The organism is Bacillus hominis, from assembly GCF_030348325.1.
Taxonomy (GTDB): domain Bacteria; phylum Bacillota; class Bacilli; order Bacillales; family Bacillaceae_G; genus Bacillus_A; species Bacillus_A hominis.
Genome location: NZ_JAUCFS010000005.1, coordinates 1828446 through 1848304, shown reverse-complemented (window position 1 = coordinate 1848304; position 19859 = coordinate 1828446). Strand labels below are relative to the sequence as shown.

The 19859-nt window shown below is 31.7% G+C and carries 26 protein-coding genes; 6 read left to right on the top strand and 20 right to left on the bottom strand.

The window, feature by feature from the left end; genetic code table 11:
• The first annotated feature begins 44 nt into the window (after nucleotides 1-44).
• Nucleotides 45-674, top strand: a complete 630-nt coding sequence (locus QUF93_RS11875) for a hypothetical protein (protein ID WP_097979642.1) — start codon at nucleotides 45-47, stop codon at nucleotides 672-674.
• A gap of 104 nt (nucleotides 675-778) precedes the next feature.
• Here the strand turns inward: QUF93_RS11875 and QUF93_RS11870 are convergent, their stop codons facing one another.
• From QUF93_RS11870 to QUF93_RS11820, 11 genes are all read right to left on the bottom strand, one after another.
• Nucleotides 779-2467, bottom strand: a complete 1689-nt coding sequence (locus QUF93_RS11870) for a phage major capsid protein (protein ID WP_289375317.1) — start codon at nucleotides 2465-2467, stop codon at nucleotides 779-781.
• Nucleotides 2445-3746: a phage portal protein gene (locus tag QUF93_RS11865; protein ID WP_161519796.1), complete on the bottom strand. Its 1302-nt coding sequence runs from the start codon at nucleotides 3744-3746 to the stop codon at nucleotides 2445-2447. Before QUF93_RS11865 ends, QUF93_RS11870 begins: the two co-directional genes overlap by 23 nt.
• 15 nt (nucleotides 3747-3761) lie before the next feature.
• Nucleotides 3762-4085, bottom strand: a complete 324-nt coding sequence (locus QUF93_RS11860) for a hypothetical protein (protein ID WP_161519795.1) — start codon at nucleotides 4083-4085, stop codon at nucleotides 3762-3764.
• Entirely contained in the window at nucleotides 4086-4556 is a 471-nt protein-coding gene (locus QUF93_RS11855; RefSeq protein ID WP_001118332.1) for a phage terminase small subunit P27 family, read from the bottom strand.
• A 134-nt stretch (nucleotides 4557-4690) separates the two neighbouring features.
• Complete coding sequence (locus QUF93_RS11850) at nucleotides 4691-4981, bottom strand: peptidase M23 (RefSeq protein ID WP_098562374.1); 291 nt, start codon at nucleotides 4979-4981, stop codon at nucleotides 4691-4693.
• Between the two features lie 348 nt (nucleotides 4982-5329).
• The gene (locus QUF93_RS11845) at nucleotides 5330-5749 is read right to left on the bottom strand and encodes a hypothetical protein (protein WP_289375311.1); all 420 of its coding nucleotides are present in this window, start codon (nucleotides 5747-5749) and stop codon (nucleotides 5330-5332) included.
• Between the two features lie 10 nt (nucleotides 5750-5759).
• On the bottom strand, nucleotides 5760-6314 hold the full coding sequence (locus QUF93_RS11840) for a hypothetical protein (protein WP_289375309.1): 555 nt from the start codon (nucleotides 6312-6314) through the stop codon (nucleotides 5760-5762).
• Nucleotides 6315-6359: 45 nt separating this feature from the next.
• Nucleotides 6360-6539, bottom strand: a complete 180-nt coding sequence (locus tag QUF93_RS11835) for a hypothetical protein (protein WP_059038124.1) — start codon at nucleotides 6537-6539, stop codon at nucleotides 6360-6362.
• Nucleotides 6540-6690: 151 nt separating this feature from the next.
• Complete coding sequence (locus QUF93_RS11830) at nucleotides 6691-6894, bottom strand: hypothetical protein (protein ID WP_063217754.1); 204 nt, start codon at nucleotides 6892-6894, stop codon at nucleotides 6691-6693.
• Between the two features lie 142 nt (nucleotides 6895-7036).
• Nucleotides 7037-7969: a helix-turn-helix domain-containing protein gene (locus QUF93_RS11825; RefSeq protein WP_289375305.1), complete on the bottom strand. Its 933-nt coding sequence runs from the start codon at nucleotides 7967-7969 to the stop codon at nucleotides 7037-7039.
• A 46-nt stretch (nucleotides 7970-8015) separates the two neighbouring features.
• Nucleotides 8016-8195, bottom strand: coding sequence for a hypothetical protein (locus QUF93_RS11820; protein WP_289375304.1), 180 nt, complete (start codon nucleotides 8193-8195; stop codon nucleotides 8016-8018).
• A 417-nt stretch (nucleotides 8196-8612) separates the two neighbouring features.
• On the opposite strand from QUF93_RS11820, the gene QUF93_RS11815 reads away from it, so the two are divergent.
• The gene (locus QUF93_RS11815; RefSeq protein WP_289375302.1) at nucleotides 8613-9002 is read left to right on the top strand and encodes a PH domain-containing protein; all 390 of its coding nucleotides are present in this window, start codon (nucleotides 8613-8615) and stop codon (nucleotides 9000-9002) included.
• Between the two features lie 52 nt (nucleotides 9003-9054).
• Here the strand turns inward: QUF93_RS11815 and QUF93_RS11810 are convergent, their stop codons facing one another.
• The 3 genes from QUF93_RS11810 to QUF93_RS11800 all read right to left on the bottom strand — a co-directional run bounded on the left by QUF93_RS11810 (nucleotide 9055) and on the right by QUF93_RS11800 (nucleotide 11521).
• Nucleotides 9055-9330 carry a hypothetical protein gene (locus QUF93_RS11810; protein ID WP_289375301.1) on the bottom strand — a complete coding sequence of 92 codons (276 nt, stop codon included), beginning with the start codon at nucleotides 9328-9330 and terminating at the stop codon, nucleotides 9055-9057.
• Between the two features lie 74 nt (nucleotides 9331-9404).
• Nucleotides 9405-9722, bottom strand: a complete 318-nt coding sequence (locus QUF93_RS11805) for a hypothetical protein (protein ID WP_289375299.1) — start codon at nucleotides 9720-9722, stop codon at nucleotides 9405-9407.
• Nucleotides 9723-10144: 422 nt separating this feature from the next.
• Entirely contained in the window at nucleotides 10145-11521 is a 1377-nt protein-coding gene (locus QUF93_RS11800; RefSeq protein WP_289375297.1) for a serine/threonine-protein kinase, read from the bottom strand.
• Nucleotides 11522-11792: 271 nt separating this feature from the next.
• On the opposite strand from QUF93_RS11800, the gene QUF93_RS11795 reads away from it, so the two are divergent.
• Together QUF93_RS11795 and nadE are read left to right on the top strand one after the other, a co-directional pair.
• Nucleotides 11793-12644, top strand: coding sequence for a hypothetical protein (locus QUF93_RS11795; protein WP_289375295.1), 852 nt, complete (start codon nucleotides 11793-11795; stop codon nucleotides 12642-12644).
• Between the two features lie 254 nt (nucleotides 12645-12898).
• Nucleotides 12899-13717, top strand: coding sequence for an NAD(+) synthase (nadE, locus tag QUF93_RS11790; RefSeq protein WP_289358896.1), 819 nt, complete (start codon nucleotides 12899-12901; stop codon nucleotides 13715-13717).
• A gap of 43 nt (nucleotides 13718-13760) precedes the next feature.
• Here nadE and QUF93_RS11785 read toward each other — a convergent pair whose 3' ends face one another.
• The 4 genes from QUF93_RS11785 to QUF93_RS11770 form a co-directional block, all read right to left on the bottom strand.
• Complete coding sequence (locus QUF93_RS11785) at nucleotides 13761-14222, bottom strand: NUDIX hydrolase (protein WP_002118482.1); 462 nt, start codon at nucleotides 14220-14222, stop codon at nucleotides 13761-13763.
• The gene (locus QUF93_RS11780) at nucleotides 14207-14446 is read right to left on the bottom strand and encodes a DUF4083 domain-containing protein (RefSeq protein WP_289358895.1); all 240 of its coding nucleotides are present in this window, start codon (nucleotides 14444-14446) and stop codon (nucleotides 14207-14209) included. The genes QUF93_RS11785 and QUF93_RS11780 overlap by 16 nt, the downstream gene beginning before the upstream one ends.
• A gap of 108 nt (nucleotides 14447-14554) precedes the next feature.
• A complete protein-coding gene (locus tag QUF93_RS11775; protein ID WP_289358894.1) occupies nucleotides 14555-15715 on the bottom strand; it encodes a transglutaminase domain-containing protein in 1161 nt (386 codons plus the stop codon).
• Between the two features lie 147 nt (nucleotides 15716-15862).
• Nucleotides 15863-16615, bottom strand: a complete 753-nt coding sequence (locus tag QUF93_RS11770; protein WP_289358893.1) for a YwqG family protein — start codon at nucleotides 16613-16615, stop codon at nucleotides 15863-15865.
• A gap of 224 nt (nucleotides 16616-16839) precedes the next feature.
• On the opposite strand from QUF93_RS11770, the gene QUF93_RS11765 reads away from it, so the two are divergent.
• The gene (locus QUF93_RS11765; RefSeq protein WP_289358892.1) at nucleotides 16840-16983 is read left to right on the top strand and encodes a YjcZ family sporulation protein; all 144 of its coding nucleotides are present in this window, start codon (nucleotides 16840-16842) and stop codon (nucleotides 16981-16983) included.
• 87 nt (nucleotides 16984-17070) lie between these two features.
• Nucleotides 17071-18036, top strand: a complete 966-nt coding sequence (locus QUF93_RS11760) for a patatin-like phospholipase family protein (protein ID WP_289358891.1) — start codon at nucleotides 17071-17073, stop codon at nucleotides 18034-18036.
• A 95-nt stretch (nucleotides 18037-18131) separates the two neighbouring features.
• Here QUF93_RS11760 and QUF93_RS11755 read toward each other — a convergent pair whose 3' ends face one another.
• Entirely contained in the window at nucleotides 18132-18299 is a 168-nt protein-coding gene (locus QUF93_RS11755; protein ID WP_000816387.1) for a DUF3933 family protein, read from the bottom strand.
• A gap of 12 nt (nucleotides 18300-18311) precedes the next feature.
• A complete protein-coding gene (locus QUF93_RS11750) occupies nucleotides 18312-19754 on the bottom strand; it encodes an aminotransferase-like domain-containing protein (protein ID WP_289358890.1) in 1443 nt (480 codons plus the stop codon).
• Nucleotides 19755-19859: the final 105 nt, after the last annotated feature.

Sequence of the window (19859 nt, the reverse complement as noted above, 5' to 3'; positions counted from 1 at the left end):
GTTATAAAATTGTTATTTTATATTAAAAGGAGGTCGATTTTAACATGCAATCATTATTAATTGAATCGCTTTTTGATGATATGTATATGCAAATTAAAAATAATATCCGAACTATTACATGTAATGATTTATACATCATTAAAGAACGTTTTTACAGAAAATGTGATGAATATAAAGGCAACACTGACAATCTAACAGGATTAACTGAATTATTGGTAGCTATGTTCTTAAAAGCCTTTAAAGATGAATTAAATATTAAATATACTATTAAAAGTGATGTCAAAAAAATAGGATATAACAATAAAGAAAATACCATTGACTATGCTTTTTTATCTAAAGATAATAAAATTAAGTATGGGATATCGGTTAAAAGAGGAGCCGGTTCAGTACAATTAAAAGACCATGAAAAAAATACAGAAGTTATAAATAAATTTAAAAGTAATATTACCGTTGTTCAAGACCTATTTAGACTTGATAATATAAAAAAGGGGAGTCATGGAAGCTTTAAATCTGTGACAATAATTTTTAAAGCCGTAACAATAAGTAAACACTTAAGCACCATGGATGATATCGTTTCAAACTATGATGAATATGAGCATAACTACATAATTTTAGAAGGTAATAATGAAAATTTATTTAACCAATTAAAAGAAAAATTGAAAATTAATCATTAATATGTATTACCCGATGAACGGAATTATTCATCGGGTATATAAAGGAGTGTTGGGAACTTACCGCATTATTTATAATCTACAATACGGTAAGTGAAATTCTTACTTTATGCAACAATAGACAATAAACGAATTGCTTGGTCATTAATAATTTTACCATCAAGATAGATAGAAGCAACGATTAATTGAGAACCACGAAGTGCTTGAGCGCTATCAGCATAAACATGTTGCACTTCAATTCCCTTCTTAATCAGAGTTCCATATGCTTCACCCATATTAATTAAACCAATTGCTTTGTTTTCTGTTGCAATATCTGGCATGGCATCTGAAATCATTACCGGTAATCCAAGCATATTGTAATATTTAGAACCATTACCATTTTTGAAATCCACAAGATAGTATCGGTTTTCAGCATCTTTCAGCTTTGAAACCGCATTCCAAGTATTACGATTCATAACAAACACTGCACCTTCGATTAGTTCTGGATTCATAGAGTTGAATAGTCCTAAAACATCATCAGTAGTAACTGTATTTGCAGTTGTTTTAACCACTGATTCTGAAGCCAATGTTGCAGTTAAGAAACCTTCCATTTGTCCAACGCCATTTCCATTAACAATTGCTCGGTTAACTGAATAAGCAATACGTTGAGATAAAACATTGATTGCATAACTCACAATATCAAAGCCAGCATCATTAATTAGTTGTTGTGATAATTCAATAGCAGCTGTTAAACGTTTTTGTTCTAATTTTACTTTTGACATTGTGAAGTCTGCTGGAGTTGCATTTTCCATTTCACCTAGCCATTGAGCTCCACCAATACCTGTTTCTTTTAACACTTCAAGATAACCATGTTCACTTGGAAACTGTTTAGATAGTGCAAATAATGGAGCTACTTCTTCTAATTTCTTAATAATTTGATCGGAAATTGAAGTTGGAACTGTTAGTTTTCCTGGTGACGTACCTGTTGTAATTGCACGAACTTCTTCAGAATATAAGTGACCTTTTAAAAATTCTTCAAAACCACGTTGTTCTACATTTGTATCGTTTGGACTTAATAATTCAACCATATTTCTAACCTCTTTCTTATCTATTTTTTTTAGTTGTATTTCAATATCTCGAATTTGAGATTTTAATTGCTCATATTCGTGTTCTTCCGTAAGACCACGAGTTTCATAACTTTGTGATTGTTCGAGCAAGTCATTTCGCAATTCAATAAGAGCCTTGCGACTCATTTCTTGAACATTTCTTACTATTTTCTTCTTAACCTCGTCAGGTACTTCAACCTCTTCAACAACATCAATTCCACGAGCAGAAATTGAAGATTGAGAATATGCAGGGTCTTTTACAACTGAAACTTCAAATAATTCAAGTTCATGGATTGTCCGTTCAAAATAACCTTGAGTAGTCTTTTTCCATGAATCTTTAATTGAGCGGAATCCGAAAGACATGTTCTTTAAAATTCCTGACTTAATTAATTCATAATAATCTTTGCCCCAAGATGTAGGTGTAATTGTTGCAGACATATAAAGTCCATTTGCATCTTCTGACAATTCCAAAGAACCGTTTCTAGTTGAAGACAAAATCTTTTCACCATCATGTTCAGCGAGAAAGTGAATTTCTTTTGCCTTCTCAATTGCACGTTTAAAAACACCGCGTGAAATCTTTTCTTTAAACTGGTCGTTTCGTCCCAACATTTTACTAAATTGTTCAGTCTTATTTACATAGCCATTGACAGTCATTGAGCCATCTTCATTTGCTTCAATGTTGGTCTGATTAACTCGTAGTTCCATTTTCATTTTTCTTATCACCTGCCATTTTATCTGATTTTTCAGTTTTATTTTCAGATAACTTTTCATCACCTATAGCCATACTTGTATTCGGTACGGTAAACTCATCTTTTTCAGCATCATACAATATATCACCTAATGACCACATAAAGTAATCTTTCTGAATTGGATTCTTATCTAACATTGTCCGAGCTTCATTGATACTCAATAATCCTTTTTCAAGAGCTAATCCAATAGTTTCAACTTGTTCTTTTGGCGTTCCTCGAAGAATTTCATTTACATCAAAACGGAAATAGTAACCATCTTCTTTTTCCCAATACAATAACAATGACTTATCCAATGCACTTTCAATTGCTGAAATGATCGGTGACAAAGTATATTGTAAGAAGTGTAGATTCTCAGCCGCATTACTATTATACTTATTTAAATTTGAGTTAATCATAGATTCTGGAACATTGAACAACCTTGCAATTTCACTTGTGGTCACTTTCTTTGAATCTGTTAATTGAAGTTCGTCTGGTTTTAATGAAATTGGCTTATATTTTAAACCTTCTTCAAGAATAACTGTTCTACCAGCGTTTCTTGCACCGGCATATAATAACTCCCAACCTCTTCGTAGTCGTTTTACAGCATTCTCACTAAGTTTGTTTGTTGTTTCAATAACACCTGTTGGAAGTGCAAAGTTTTCTAATAGACTTTTAGAGAATTCAACCTCATTCAATGCTAATTGCAACGTTCTTTCACCGCTCTTTAAAACACCATTCGAACCACTGTCAATTAACAGTAGATTATCATATGGTAAAATTTTCGCTCCACCAACACCCATATATTGAACTTCAATTTTACTCCAAGCAACACCGTCATCTGTGAACTTCTTAAACTGTACTTTATCAGCATCTAATCCATGTAAATGAAGCACTTTATTTCCTGCTCTTTCTACATAAGATAACGCCTTTCCATAAAGAATATAATCTTCAACCAATTTACGCTTAAATTGAACCGAATCTGTAAATTCGTTTGGTTCATTATTAAGCAACATGACACGTTTGTCATTTGGTACTTTTACTATTTCACCATTTTGCTCTTTATACAAATAAATTGGTAATTGAGCAATAGAATTACATATTAATTCAAGCGATGTTTTAGCAGTTGGAATTGATTTTAATTGATCGGCTTTAACAATTCCTCCACCCAATAACATTGTTAATGCTAACGCTGAGCCATCTCCGCGATATAATGAACGTTCTTCTACATCATTTTTCTTATTAAAATAATCAAATAATCCCACGTAATTCCTCCTTTCTTACAACATTAAATCTCTATACTCTTCAATTTGTTTAAGCATTTTTGAGTTACTGTTTTTAGTTACTTTATATTCCATGAGTTCTAAATACTTTTTGTACTCAACGTTTGTTACATTTTCAAATCTGAGTATCCACAATATTGGTTCAATAATTTGATTAGATTGAACTAATTTTTCTATGACAATAACATTCGGTTCTTCCAATTTCCTCATTGCATTTTGTGGACTGTCAATGTGATAGTAATAACCTTGCATTCCTTCAAATTCCATATATTCATCTGGATTAAAGTTTCTTAGATTCTCAACGTTAATCAAATGGTACACTTAGAACTCACCTCTCATAATTCGAGCAATCATTTCATCTCCCTCATTACTTTCACTGATGTTTTGTAATTTTTGACGAGTATCAGCAGTTAAACATAATAATTTTGCTAATTCATTAGCTTTGGTTGTATGCTTATTTAGTTGCTCGGTTGCAGGATGTGCTTTCTTACCATGTAAGTGTTCTACAAATTGACCTTCTTCAGAAATAGTCTTATGACAATCCTCAATTAATGAATAATAGAATGCCAAGTTTTCAATCGTCGGTTTATCTAAATCATTCACCAAATCAATTTTCTTTAACTCTTTAACAATAAATATATAGTACTTTTTAGCACTTTCACTGAAATATACAGGAGGATTATCAATATGGTCTTTTGAAAAATGTTCACTGAATTCTTTTTCTTTTTCAATCAATTCTTGTCCACTCGTTCGACCTTGATTACGTTTCTTTAATCGTTGTGGTTTTGCCATATCATCACTCCTTTTCACATTTTTTTACATATTTTAGTTATAAGCATTTTGTACAGTTAAGTGTGAATAATGGTGGCTAAGTTATTCTAAGGACTACACCCATTTTTTCTGGACTAATACGGGGCATCTAATTCTTAATCTCTCTTTAAAATATTTGTTATCACACGTTTTTCTTGAACATTTAATTCATTCTTCACGATATATTTAGTGACCAACACCAATAACACTCTATTATTCTTTAACTGTTCTATTTGTTTGTTTATTTGTTTAAGTAATTGTTTATCCTCTGTCTGTTCCTCAACATCATTGAGCAATTGTATCTGCATATCAATTGACTTTAATATACTATTAGCATTTATTAATAATATTTCATCTATTTGAGCCAATCGTTTATTTGTTGTATTGAGTAATTCATCAATAATCAATAACGTTACACCACCAATCTATTTGTTATGATTCATTATGTATTAGTAATAAAAAGATTGCCCCATTAACACAAATGGTTAATGGAGCTGTAAGGAGAGCGTCAAGTAGCACCAACAAAAGTGCCAATAAATTCATCCGAGAGTATGAAAATGAATTATGTATTGCTACTTATCAATGGAGTAGATAAGTAGCATTCGTGAATTTGCAAAACTATACCGATAATGATTAAAAATTCAACGGTCTTTTAGATGAATTAGACACTATGGCTTCAACATTAGAGTCCTGAGAAAGTTCGTATTTACCATTACATAATATATTGGAGAAATCTCTCCCTTCTGGTCAAAAAATCAGCAAATTTTTTCTAATTTATTTATCAAACGTTCAAGACGATAACGGTATGTTGTACGTCTTCCACTTACCTTTAAACATTCCACTAAATCACCTTTGTAATGATTCTTTAACAATTTAATCATTTCGACATCTTTTTCATCTAACAAACAACTTTCAATATTCTTTTCAATAGCTTGTTCTAAATCTATGATCGGAATAATTTCATTTGGATTTGTAATAGCACTTTTATCAGCCACGAGCCATTTAAAAATTTGTTGATGTTTATTGGTTACAATCTCTTCACTAGATTCAGCAACATATTTTTTATTGGCTCTTTCACCTGTTCTTTTTTGTATTTTTTCAAATTTGGTATAAGAGCGGACAATACTTCCAATATCGCCATACAATAATTCCTTTATCCTTTTTCTATTAATCATTATTTTTTTCTTAGAACATGATGTATGGATTTCCGATAAATAATATTGTATTATAAATTCCTTCTATGAGTACTCTAGCATCTTCATTTTGTATTGTTTGATAACACCATAAATCTTCAAACACCGCACCATCATTGATTAATTCATAATCACCTTTTAACAACTGATATACAGTATCTTCATATTTTAATAGTCGCTCCTTGTTAATCAGAGCGCTTGTCAATTCAAATTCAGCAGTAGTTTCTTCATCATCGCTTGAATATGATGGAAGACCTTGCTCATTCATTTCAACATCTTTCATTCTCTTTTCATCCAAGATATTATATTCATTTTTCTTTGTTGTAAGATTTTCACTTTCAAGAATGTATCCCGCAAGAAAATCTAATATTTCATTAATTGTAGTTGTTGTTTTACTATCACTTGTTACCTTCTTTGCATTGAATGTATGAAAATGGTCATTAAGATTATATTTCTTTGTAATTCTTGATACTTCATCCATTCTTTTTTCAGTATTTCTTTCATAACTCAATTCCTTTTTTATATCTCTCATCACGTTTTTTAGCATTTTATTGGTCTCCTTTTATCTCTTTGTACAAAATAAAAGAGCCCGTTAATCTAACGAGCCCTTCATCATTTCTTCTAGTAATTTAATTGTCGCTTTGCTATATTCATAAACATATATTGTTTCTCTTGGATACTCGAACCTTATAATCGGTTCAATACCAAACGAACCTAAATTCAAATAATACCTTGAATTATATAAGTGAATTCTTCCATTTTTAATTTCCATACAACCACTCTCCTTGAAACAAATAACCACAACCATAAACACATAATCATAACCGTATTTCTAAAACCTTCTTTAACCCCATCACTTTTCAATTCCCAACACTCCTTGTTAAATCAAATAAGTGCCATCATTTTTTATGATCGGCACTCAATTAACTAATCCCATGTTGCTTCTTCATTTCATTCCAATATTTATAAATGTAGCTGATTGAAACAGATTTAATGTCGAGCTCTTTTAATTCCTCATTTAACTTGAACCAAACTTGTTGATGAGTATAACCTGAATTTTTCAACTCAAAAATGCGTTGTTTTTTGAATAATACCTCTTTTTGTTTTGCAGTCATATATTTTTCCATAATTATCGCTCCTAATATTTGAATTTCACCATTTAGTAATACCCTACAATATATATGTCCACAAAACTGCCAATTGTAAACCATAATACTGATAGTTTTATTGATTTTAAACAAAATAAAAAACTATCATTTCTTGATAGTCTTAACTTACAACCGATGCAGTTAGATTGCATGGAATATATTTAATAATTGCTCCATGGTGTCTCTGAATTGATTCTAAATATGTCTTCATATTCATATTAGAACGTCTTGCATATTCAAACATATCTTCTTTAATGCCATTATCATATCTGTATACAATAATTGGAACTCCATGTTCATCTCTTTGAACATACACAGTTTGCTTATCTGATAACTGTTCCTGATTATTATCATCTTTAACCAACATTATTTTTTGTGCATCCTTATTTTTATCTTTCTTTTGAAGAATTTGCCCACCCTTATCAACGATTATTTTTTTGTACTTTTCAGATTCTTTTTTACATAAATCAGCGTGTTCTTTACGAGAATAAGTATTTCTTAAACTTTGTACACCACTTTCCGTTTTAATGAGCCCATTATTTTCAATATGAATTATATTTAACTCTTCTAGCTTATAGTTATAGTTAATAATTGTTTTATTTGTCAAACCTGTTTCTGCTTCAAGTTGCTCAACTGATGGATAAGCAATTTTTTTCGTATTATTATAAAATGATGCTAGAACTGTATAATAAGCAAATAATTCTCGGTTCACTGCTCCTTTATAATCCCCACCCATAATTGTTTGAATTTCTTCATAATACAACATTGTGAACGTTCCCTCTTGAACAGTAATAATAACTTTAAAAATATCATTTGCTTTACTCGGCATATTTTCAATTTTCACCATGCCTTTTTCACATAAATACCTTAAACCTTTAAACAAAGCATTTTGTGTTTTTCTATTTAGTTTTGATAGTCCTGTTAAATTTGCTTCTAGTACTGCAACTGATGTAATTGTTTCATTATCATTTTTAGCACACATGAGCAAAGCTGACATCGCCAATTTTTCTTCTGTAGATACAATTGAGTTTGGTAGTCTTATAAACTTCCCCATCGTTAATGTTCTCCTTTGATTTTAATTTGATTGGATTTGATATTGTTTAAGCAATTTGATTTTTATATTGATTCACTGCATATTCAATACGACCATCTTTGTCGTTAAAGAAAAATACAAACTTCCCCTCACAATGTTTGTTTGGAGAAATCCCAACAAGTCCATAACCTTTTCTAACAAGATGTTCCATAAGATTCAAATTATAAACAATGTAAGTATTTTTCAATTCCATAACCCCCATATATTTTTACCATTTAGTAATACCCTACATAACATATGTGTACTAGAAGCAGATTTGTAAACCAAAAATTTTAATATTTTTCATTTAAATTTATAATTTTTTATCGCCCACTCCGATTACAATATGTAAAAAGACACTAGCACGAAAACTGCAAAGTTTTCTGTGCTAAATATCGTATATATAGTTATTATTAGTATATATAGTTATCAGTGTAAAAACGGACTGTTTTCTGTTCGTTTTTTCCAAACATCCAGAATATATGAACAGATTTTTGCTCATTTTTACACTATGATAATTTTTGAATACAAAATACCTCCATATATAAAGATTCATCAAATATATTACAATTCATCAATATTTTTCATATAATTATAATGAATCTAAACAAAAGGAGTGTTCCTGATGCTAAATACTATTGAAGAAACTATTAAATTAGCTGGTTGGGGAAGACGTAAAGCAATGCGAAAACAAATTGAATTATTCGAAAAAGAGTTGTTAGAAGATGAACAATTACTTGGCGTTGCTGCTTCAAAACCAAATCCAACTGAACAATTATACATAACCAATAAAAGAGTAATTGCACACAAAATCGAAGGCGTATTTCAAAACAACAAAGTAGAAATCCCCTTATCTTCCATTAGTTCAGTAAATACAAATGTTAAAGGACTAAGTGTCGAAATTGCTATTGTGACATCAAATAATACAGCATCTGTTGAAAAAATCCCTTTACATGTGGCACAAGAAATCAAAAAGTTACTTGATTCTTTGATATTGAAAAACCAAGCGAACTAATCCTGCTTGGTTTTTCAAAATTGCAATTATTCTTAATCTTCTTTTTACATCATCATTTTAACAAAACATGGCCACTATTCCAATCAAGCTTTATTTTATGCTTGTCTGGTTGCAGAGTTTCCCACCCTCTATAAAATTTATCTATATCTATTGTACCTCGTTTATTTTGCTCACGTTTACTGACTATTTCCATCACCTTCATCAGCCATTGCTCAAATTTAATTCTTGGTCTAAATTGCTTATAATCATTCGCATACGAAAGAGTTATTGCCAATGTATGTTCTTCATCTTCTGTAAGTTTTCTGTCTAATAAAATATTTTCAATCATTTCAAAAACCTCCATTTTTATAAATCTATATATATAGTTTAAGTGATAAAAATTAATAATTAGAATATGTCTCTTCATTTAGTCATCAATTTATTTCTTTTTTTCATCTCTTTTTCCTTTTCACGCCGATCAAACAATTCGCCTAACAAAATCTCTGCAGACTCTTTCAATCTATCATGATCTGTTTTTAATTCTTCTTTATATTGAAGAAGCGTTTTGGTATCACCATCTTGATAGTCCAAATATGTTATTACTGAATCTACCGCGGAGATGAGCAAATGCATTGCCTGAACCTTGCCCCATTCATTTCCAAATTGCCCCATTTTCCCCGAATAAGGTTGGTCAGACATACCATCGAAGGCATCTATTGTTTTCTTAAACTGTTCTTGCATAATCTTTCTGTGTTTTCTAACCATGTATTGTGTTTTCATCTTAACCACACTCCAATTGTAAATTTTTGTATTTATCCTTCTTACAAAAGTTATTATATATAGAACATTTCAAAACGTAAACCAAACTCGAAAAAAACTTTTTATAATTTCTGCTATAAAAATACATAATATTAATCTTTCAATATTACATTTATTTTAGTGTGATAATTATTTATAGAAAAAATTGTTGGTAACCAAACAGAAAATAAAATACAAAAATCTTCCAATCGAATTACAACTGGAAGATTACTATATATGATACATATTATGATTGTTTTTGATGTGGTTAAATTATAAAACCATCCATCTTGTTCTATGCTTGTTTACTAAAGGTAGCAACTAAATCATAATCATTAACTGTAAAAAATCATGTTATTAAACAGTTAATATTTTGCTATTTCTGTAGCAAGATATCCGCAAAGTTGATCTTCATGCACATAATATCTTACCCATTTTGTCGCCGCCTCATGATTTGCTAATACATCTCCTACAATCATTTTATACTCTGTATCTTCTTCAGAAAGTTTTTCTATTTCTCTAGCAAACCTTCGTGCGATGTAGAAACGATTATGATTATATCCTACACACAATACAGTTTCAAATGCTCTTTCATACAAATCCATATTCTCTTTAAGACATGATAATAATCTATTAAAAATAAAGTCACATATCTTATCTGTAAAACTGTATATGTGACCTCCATCGGCAATAGAAAAATAATTCTCTACAATTTCATAAAATTCATACTTAGAATTCGCATATATTGCTGAAATTGTACTTTCATCTAATCTCATAAAATCTTCTGTATAAAGGATGTAATCATTATTATTTTTTAATAATAAGTCACATATTTCTTTTAATAATAGGTCATTATCCTCATTAATGTATCCTATATATAATTCATTAAACTGCATTGATAAGTTTTTTGCAGTATTGGTATATCCCATAGCAAGATTTAACTGTTCCTTTAATTCTTGAATATTGTTAAATCTTCTTTCCTTATTAGTCTGCGTAGCTTTCCTAATAATATATCTAAGCTTTGAATGAGGAATTCTTTCATAGTCAATCACGTGTGGAATATCATAAGTAAGCATCTCATATAAAATTTTCCCTAAAGAGTATATATCAGCTCTTTCATCAACATCTCTCGAGTTTCCACGTTGTTCAGGAGCAGCATATGTATCAGTACCTAAAGCCATTCTAGTTTGTGTTAACATTGTGGCATCACTATGCAAAAATTTTCCTAAACCAAAGTCTGCGATTTTTAAGGTCTCTCTTTCATTATCTCTATAAACTATAATATTTTCAGGTTTTAGATCTCTATGAATGATTTCTTCACTATGAGCATATTCTATACCATCTAAAATCTGATTGAAATAGTATACTGCAGTTTCATCATCCATATTTCCGAAATTATTTTGCCTATATTCATATAAAAAAGTTCTAAAATTACATGTCCCTAAAGGCATTGTGTAATAAGCTAGACCTCTTCCTTCATCACTTTGAAGACTATCATCCAACTCAAACTCAATGATAGGGACTATATTTACATGTTTCAATTTAGAGTGTATCCTTATCTCTCTATTAAATCGATTTAAAATACTTGGAGTTAATTGATCGGTCTTTAAAACCTTTATTGCTACTACATCATCATCATCATCAAAAAGTCCATTTGCTCTATAAACATTACCGAATCCACCATCTCCTAAATGCTCTTGTACTTGGAACATGTATGGCTCGGTTCTTGGCTCAGTTGCCATTAAAACACCTCCAATATTTCCCTTACAATTTATACATTTAAATATTATATTAAATGTACAAAATAATCAAACCTTACAAATATTTGGCGCATTTTAGGTTATATAATAGAAAAGGTTTCTCATAAGAATTCCTTCATTAATTTAACTTTTTACGAATTTAAAAATCAAAACATCTTTATTTAAGGCTTTATATTTACCTTCCGCAACAATGTTCTACCAATTATACTTAAAGAGATTTATAATGGATTTATTACCCAAAAGGAGGATATAGATGAGTACTACCGATAATCCAACACCAAGTACTATTAAAAGATTATTTGCATTGTCAGGAAATCAGTGTGCATTTCCTAAATGCAAAAATAAATTAGTGGAAGGCAAAAAAGTAACAGGGAAAATTTGTCATATTAAAGCGCGCTCTGAAGGAGGCCCCAGATATGATCTGAACCAGGATGCCGATGAGAGACGAGGTTTTGATAATCTCATCTTAATGTGTCCTATACATCATGACGTAATCGATAGTGATGTAGAATCTTATACTGTTGAAAGATTAATAGCACTTAAAAAAAATCACAATAATAATCCTATAAATGAAGATGAAGTTAGCATAGACATTGTCAATCAATTGATTCTAAACATGCATATTGAAACAAAAATCCAAATACAAAATGAGTATCAAAATAACGGTCAAATTGCAAATACCATTGTAAATTATTATGTTCCTGATATACCTACAAAAAATATTAGAGTAAGTTGTCGCAGACTGCTTATTAACATTGAAAATACTATTAAAGACTTAAAATATAGATACGAAACACCTACAAGAATAAATATAGAACCAATAATCCTCCCACAAAACTGGGAAATATTATACACAGATATTTCTGACTATTTAGACATCACAGACTCTACGACGCTCATCACTTTCTTTGAATATATTATTCCTTTTAATAACATTCTTAAAGAAACAGAAGAATATTTTAGAAATTCAGGGGTTCATTTCGGTGCACCATTGGGGGATCTTGGAGTAAGTAGATTAAGTAGGGCATATGAGGGACAGTTAAAGTTAATATTAGATTTAGACTTTGAACGGTTGACGGAACGACTAAATACTTTAGGTAAATAATTTAAACACCTGTCTCCTTTTTAGACTTGAGTTTTCTGTATTCAACTTTTATGTATCACCAGATTACATGACATTATTGAAAGGTTTAAAAAAATTGCTTATACAATAAAGTTTACTTATAATTACTACATTCATATTCATACACGCATCCTATTGTATATTCGTTAGTTTTGCGAAATAATAAAGGATAGAAGTATGTTCCAATATACATATAAACTTATTTACCGCTTTAATATGAATAGGAGGAAAACATAATGACATTACAAGAACAGATTATGAAAGCATTACATGTTCAGCCTGTAATTGATGCGAAAGTAGAAATTCGTAAACGCGTTGATTTCTTAAAAGATTATGTAAAAAAAACAGGTGCGAAAGGATTTGTACTTGGAATTAGTGGCGGACAAGACTCTACATTAGCGGGACGTTTAGCTCAGCTTGCAGTTGAAGAAATTCGTAACGAAGGTGGTAACGCCACGTTTATCGCTGTTCGCCTTCCTTACAAAGTACAAAAAGATGAAGATGATGCACAATTAGCATTACAATTTATTCAAGCTGATCAATCAACTGCATTTGATATTGCTTCAACAGTTGATGCCTTTTCAAATCAATACGAAAACTTATTAGGTGAATCATTAACTGATTTCAATAAGGGTAACGTGAAAGCACGTATCCGTATGGTTACACAATATGCAATCGGTGGACAACACGGCCTACTTGTTATCGGAACGGATCATGCTGCTGAAGCTGTAACAGGATTCTTCACAAAATTCGGAGATGGTGGTGCAGATCTATTACCATTAACAGGATTAACGAAGCGCCAAGGACGTGCTCTATTACAAGAATTAGGTGCAGACGAGCGACTTTACTTAAAAATGCCAACTGCTGATTTATTAGATGAAAAACCAGGTCAAGCTGATGAAACAGAGTTAGGTATTACATATGATCAATTAGATGACTATTTAGAAGGTAAAGTAGTACCAGCTGACGTTGCTGAAAAGATTGAAAAACGTTATACAGTGAGCGAACATAAAAGACAAGTACCAGCGTCTATGTTTGATGATTGGTGGAAATAGAACATGAAAAAAGAAGCTAATCTTTTAGCTTCTTTTTTATATGTTAGCGATATACCCCTACTCTTTTCTCTAATAAATCTTGCAAGCAATCTTCATGTTGTTTACAAAATAAAGGTGGCATTTTATCTAACGGGAAAAACTTCAAATCCAACGTTTCATCACCGTCTACTTTTTTGTCTCCTCCAACTATTGAGAATGAAAAGAACATCACTATTGACTGTGCTTTATCTCCATTTGGATATGTTTGAAAATATTTTGTATACACCCCAATAAGCTCATTTATTTCTACATCATATCCTGTTTCTTCTTTTATTTCTCGGATCGCAGTTTCCGCAGCAGACTCTCCTATTTCCATCGCACCACCCGGAAACCCCCAAGCATTAAAGTCCCCTCTTTTTTGGAGAAGTACTTCACCATATTCATTAAATACACAACCACCAGCAAAATTCAAAATAACATAATCATGCCCTATTTTTTCACGTAATTCCTTTATGTAATTCGCCATCTGTTTCTCCTTTTCATACATCTTCCATTATTTTTATCTCTTTCAAGCAATTCAATAATCCGATCTAATTTCTGATTCATATTGATTATATGTTGTTTTTTCGCAGAGCTGTTTTGCAATAACCTTCTAATAAATAAAGTAAATGATATGAAAAACAAAACGATAAGTCCAATTACTAAACAAAAATATATCAACGCAAATATATTATTTTCGAACAAATTCATTTAGCTATCACACCCTTCATTCCCAATTATTTTATCATATAATTCAAAATAGTCACTAAGATAATTATTGAACACAAAAAGAGCACCTTTTAAAGATGCTCTTTTCCATTAATACGTAAATGTAATTGTCGCTAATGAATAACCTGTCATTGCACTATATGGCGCAACTTGATACGATACACGCTTTACACCTTTTGGCCAAGTGATTTCATTTAATACTTTCTTTATATCTTGCATCGTTCCATCCATTGTCTGCTTATATCGCACTTCTACTTTTTCTGGTTTGGAAGCAAATTGTTGCTGTAATTTTTTCTTAAATTCATTGTAAGTTTCCGCTCCATATTGTGCAGACAAATACTTTAAATTTGTTTCTTTTAACATTTGTTCATATGCAGCAGTTTTTGAACTACCGGCTTTTATTTTACTTGTTAATTCACCAAAGTAACTTGTAGTTGCTGCTGGATATTTACTTCGATCCCATTCATGGTCTTTGCTTAACTGCTCGTCTGACATATTAAAATATGAATATGTCACGCGCCCAGCTTTATCTGGCACTGGATCATCGAATGTAGTATCAAGGTGGTACCACTTGTTATCAATGTTCACTAAATTCCATGCGTGAGCTTGTCCATTCCCTGTACCTGTTACAATATGATTTTTAATACCTGCTTCTTGCAATAATTGATATGTTAATAATGTATATCCTTGGCAAACTGCAGAACGATTCGCTAACGCTTCATACGCTGTATACGCTTGATAAGAAGTATCATATGATACTTGTTTCACAACATAATCATGAATAGCTTTCACTTTTTCATGTTCATCCATACCTTGTTTAATGATAGAATTTACAATTGCTTTCGCCTGAGACCTTACATACTGTGTTTGCTCTTTTGATTCACGATACTTCACTTGTAGTGTAAACGTATAATTCCCAGGCATCCCTTTTATAGAATATTTAGTAGACGCTACATTATATTTTACATACTCATCAGCATCTACAATTTTATTATATTCTTTGTATAATTGGTCCATAACCTCTCTAGCATTTCTATCTTTTGTTTTATATGCGATTGTAATATTTTCATCCCGATCATCAATATGTTTTTTTAATTCTTTTCGAAAATCATTTAATAATTTAGCGTCTGATTGTGTAGTAACTACAGTCGATTTCGTAGCTGCGTAAGATACAGACGACGCGTGTAAGCTGCCCATTGCAATTGTTGAACAAAACAGGGCAGCTGTTACATACTTATTTGTCTTTCTCATCTCGTCACTCCTTACATTCTATAACTATACAAAAAAGTATCGTATAGTTTCAGAGTATACAATACTTTTTAAAATAGGTCATATGAGATTATGCATATTTAACATTTTTAAAAGGGTTGTTCTTTTAGAAAAAGAACAACCCTTTTTTTAGCAAGTTTGTAACACACAACATGTATTTTCAAAATGTCGATTTTTCAAGTCTTCATTTCCAATACAGAAATAAAGCATTCCTAAATCTCCCCACATCATATTACAATTTTTAGTATCTGAATCAATTTGGAATAAGAGCTTCATATGCTGTGGATCTATCCCCATATATTGTCCAGTCTCGTACAATACCTCATCTTGTACAGAGAATGGTTCTCCAAACATTTGATGATTATCATAGTTGTCTGGGATTAGCTCTTCAAGTAATTGCAAGAAACGATCTGAATCCGCCTCATCTTCAATGAAAAGCTCCGGTAATTTATACGTCAGTTCAAAAGTAATTGCACATTGGATATATTTCGCTTGTATTTCATCAGCTCTTCGTAATTGCTCTATAGGAACATCATTATAAAGTACACGGCCAGCTTCGGTTGGATCCACATCTTCTTCAAAGTAATTTTCAATACTAAAGAAATATAACATCCCTGTCTTAGGAAGATTATGATCCATGCCAACGTTTTGTAAATCACTTAAGTTAAATTGCGCGATAAAGCATAGAGGATTCCCTTTGTATGTTGGATATTCAAATGAATCCGGCAAATCAGGAACTCCACCCATTTTCGAACTACCTATCGCAATTGTTTCCTGTTTTTTTGGCACAACTTTTACACAAGGAAATACAGTATTAATAAGCTCCTCTTTTAAATGTGTCAGTCCATATTTATCAATTAATACTTCAATTTTTTTATCCATAAATTCTCCTTACATTTACATACTTATTTGTATCATAGCACAAAGATTATACTTCATTCATCGTAAAATCAACAAGCCTTCAAAAAAACGGGCTTATCCCTCGTACGCGAACAAGTTTAAAAGAGCATAGTATACATTGTTCCTACAAACACGATAGTTCTTTATTCCTTCCAGTACATTTTCCCCACGTTCATTTTCATTTTTAATATAAGGAGGAATTCCACATGGGTTACGGATATAGTTGCTGTGGTTACGGATACGGCGGCGGTGGCGGTTGTGGTTATGGAGGTTTCGCTTTATTAATCGTTTTATTTATCCTTCTAATCATCATCGGAGCTAGCTGTTGGGGCGGCGGATTCGGCTGCTAGTAAACTTAAAAACTATTGTAAAAAAGCACGTATTGTACGTGCTTTTTTGCCATTTTTAAATTTCCCATTAGAAAGGAAGTATGTTTTATGAAGATAGATGGTGTTTTCGAGGGAGGCGGTGTACGTGGAATTGCTCATGTAGGGGCAATTTGCGCATTAGCTGAAAAAGGCTATGAATGGGAGCGTGTTGCAGGGACATCAGCTGGTGCTATTATCGCAGCGCTTCTAGCAGCAGGATACTCCTGTTCCGAATTAAAAACGATTGTAACTGACATTGATTATGAAAAATTCACTAAAAAAACTTTTCTTGATAGAATCCCCTTTATTGGTAAAGGATTAAGCGCTTGGTCTACTCTAGGTATTTATTCAAATGTATTTCTCGAAGAATGGCTAGAAGACCTGCTTAGAAAAAAAGGAATTCATTTGTTTACAGACTTACCCGATTTGAATAAACTCAAAATTATCGCTTCAGATATAAGCAATGGTAAAATGGTTATTTTTCCTGATGACTTGCCAAACTACGGATTTTTAAATTATCGCTTCCCTATCGCTAAAGCAGTAAGAATGAGTGGAACCATTCCTTTCTTCTTCGAACCAGTGAAATGGAGAACACCGAAATGGAAACAACCTTGTTATATGGTTGACGGCGGTATTTTAAGTAATTATCCAATTTGGATTTTCGATTCACCGACTTCTCCTCGCTGGCCTACCTTTGGATTTCATTTTGTAAAAGATGAGATTCAAGCTGATCCCGCCCACTATGAAGAACCTATTTCCATGTTCAAAGGACTATTTAAAACGATGATGCAAGCCCATGATTTACGTCATTTAGATAAAGAATCAAAGGCTAGAACTATTACAATTCCAACAGGAACCATTACAAGTACTGATTTCCAATTAACTAAAGAAGAGAAAGAATGGCTCTATAACTCTGGTTATAATGCCGCTAATAAGTTTTTACAATCCTGGAATTTCAGGCAATATGTTGATGAATATAGAGACGGAAATCAGGATCGAAAAACAAACCGGTATTTCCGTCAACTTGACTCATAATTATATTATTTTCCCTGTCATACTTTAATAGTAAATAAGCCTAATAATATAGTATATTATTAGGCTTATTTACTTCTTATGTACTCTCCTATTGTTTAAGGATAAGTTAACCCTTCTGCTTCTTCCGCAGTAATTACTATATAACGATTTCCAGTTCTTAACCCTAACAATTCTGCCTTTTCAATTGCATCCTGTTTTGTTTCCGCATAAGCAGCTAAATATTTATCTCCATCAATCATTTGGCAAATCACATATTGTTTCATGGTTTTCTCCTTTTACCCTTTAATTAATTGTGCGATCTTTTTTATTCCAACTTCAATTTCTTCTACAGTTGCATATGAATAAGAAAGGCGCAAAAATTCATTTGCACTTCTATCATACAAAGTACCTGGATTTAATAAAATCTTTTCTTGCAAAGCTTTGTCAAATAAACTTCGATTCGAAATTGGGAGATTTATATGTAGCCAAATGTAAAAGCTTCCTACTGGCTCATGCCAAGTTGCAATGCCCCTACAATACTTTTCTAACATACTTATCATAAAATCTCTACGTTTTTTCAATTCACTTCTTACAAACTGTAAATGTTCATCATACAATCCATTTTCAAACCACTCCGCTGCAATCTGCTGGGATATAGAACTTGAACCATAATCAGTTTGCATTTTTATATCTGCTAATCTTTGAATAACGGATTCTGATCCAACAACCCATCCAATTCTTAAACCAGGACTAATGACTTTGGACATACTTCCAATATGTAGCACGATACCATTTTTATCATATGCCTTTAAAGGCTTTGAAATTGGTGCATCGAACCATAAATCTTGATATACCGCGTCCTCAATAATAGGTAATCCAATTTCATTACATATCTCCATCACTTCTTCCCTCTTCTTAGCGTTCATACTAAAATTGGTCGGATTATGAAAAGATGGGATCGTATATAAAATAGATGCGTTAAATTGTTTCTTATATTTTGTAATATATGAAGTATTTATACCATTCTCATTCATTGGTATTCCAATCAAACGCATTCCTGCTGATTGAAATACATTAAGCGAATATAAATATGATGGTTTTTCTAATAAAATTGATGCTCCTTTCGGAAGAAGCCCCATAGAAATAAGTTGCAGTGCTTGAATTGCCCCTGAAACAATTAAAATAGCGTCAGGAGATACATATACCCCGTGCCCTTTTAAATATTCCGCAATTTTTTCTCTTAAATGGAGATTTCCTTTCGGTTCCTCATACCCAAGTGTAACATTTGATTGTAAAATTTTATTAATAATACCCTTCATCTTTTTCTCAGGCAAGAGACTCGGTGAAAGTTCACCTGTTCCTAATCTAATTACATTAGGAGTAAATTCTGCTTGATTAATCTCTTGTACAGCAGGAAGATTCGGATAATGAAGTCCTGTTTCTACATAAGACTGCCAGTTTGGAGGCGGGGCATATGTAGAAGTACTCTCACTATTATTTATAACAATTGTTCCCTTCCGGCCATTCCCCTCAATATACCCTTTTGCTACTAATTCATCGAAAGCCATTACAATTGTACTTCGATTTACTTCAAACATATGCGCCAAATCTCTTTGTGAAGGTAATTTAGTTCCAACTGTCCATTCCCCATTAATAATTCTTTCTTTTATATAAGATTCTATTTGTTTATATAAAGGAATAGACGAAGACATATTAGGTTTCCAAACGAGCCTTTCCATTATCTCACCTCACATATTTTATGGTTGGTAACCTATCCAACCATATGGATGGATACAAATTTTCATTTCTTCTATACAATATAGACTATCATAATTAATCACATT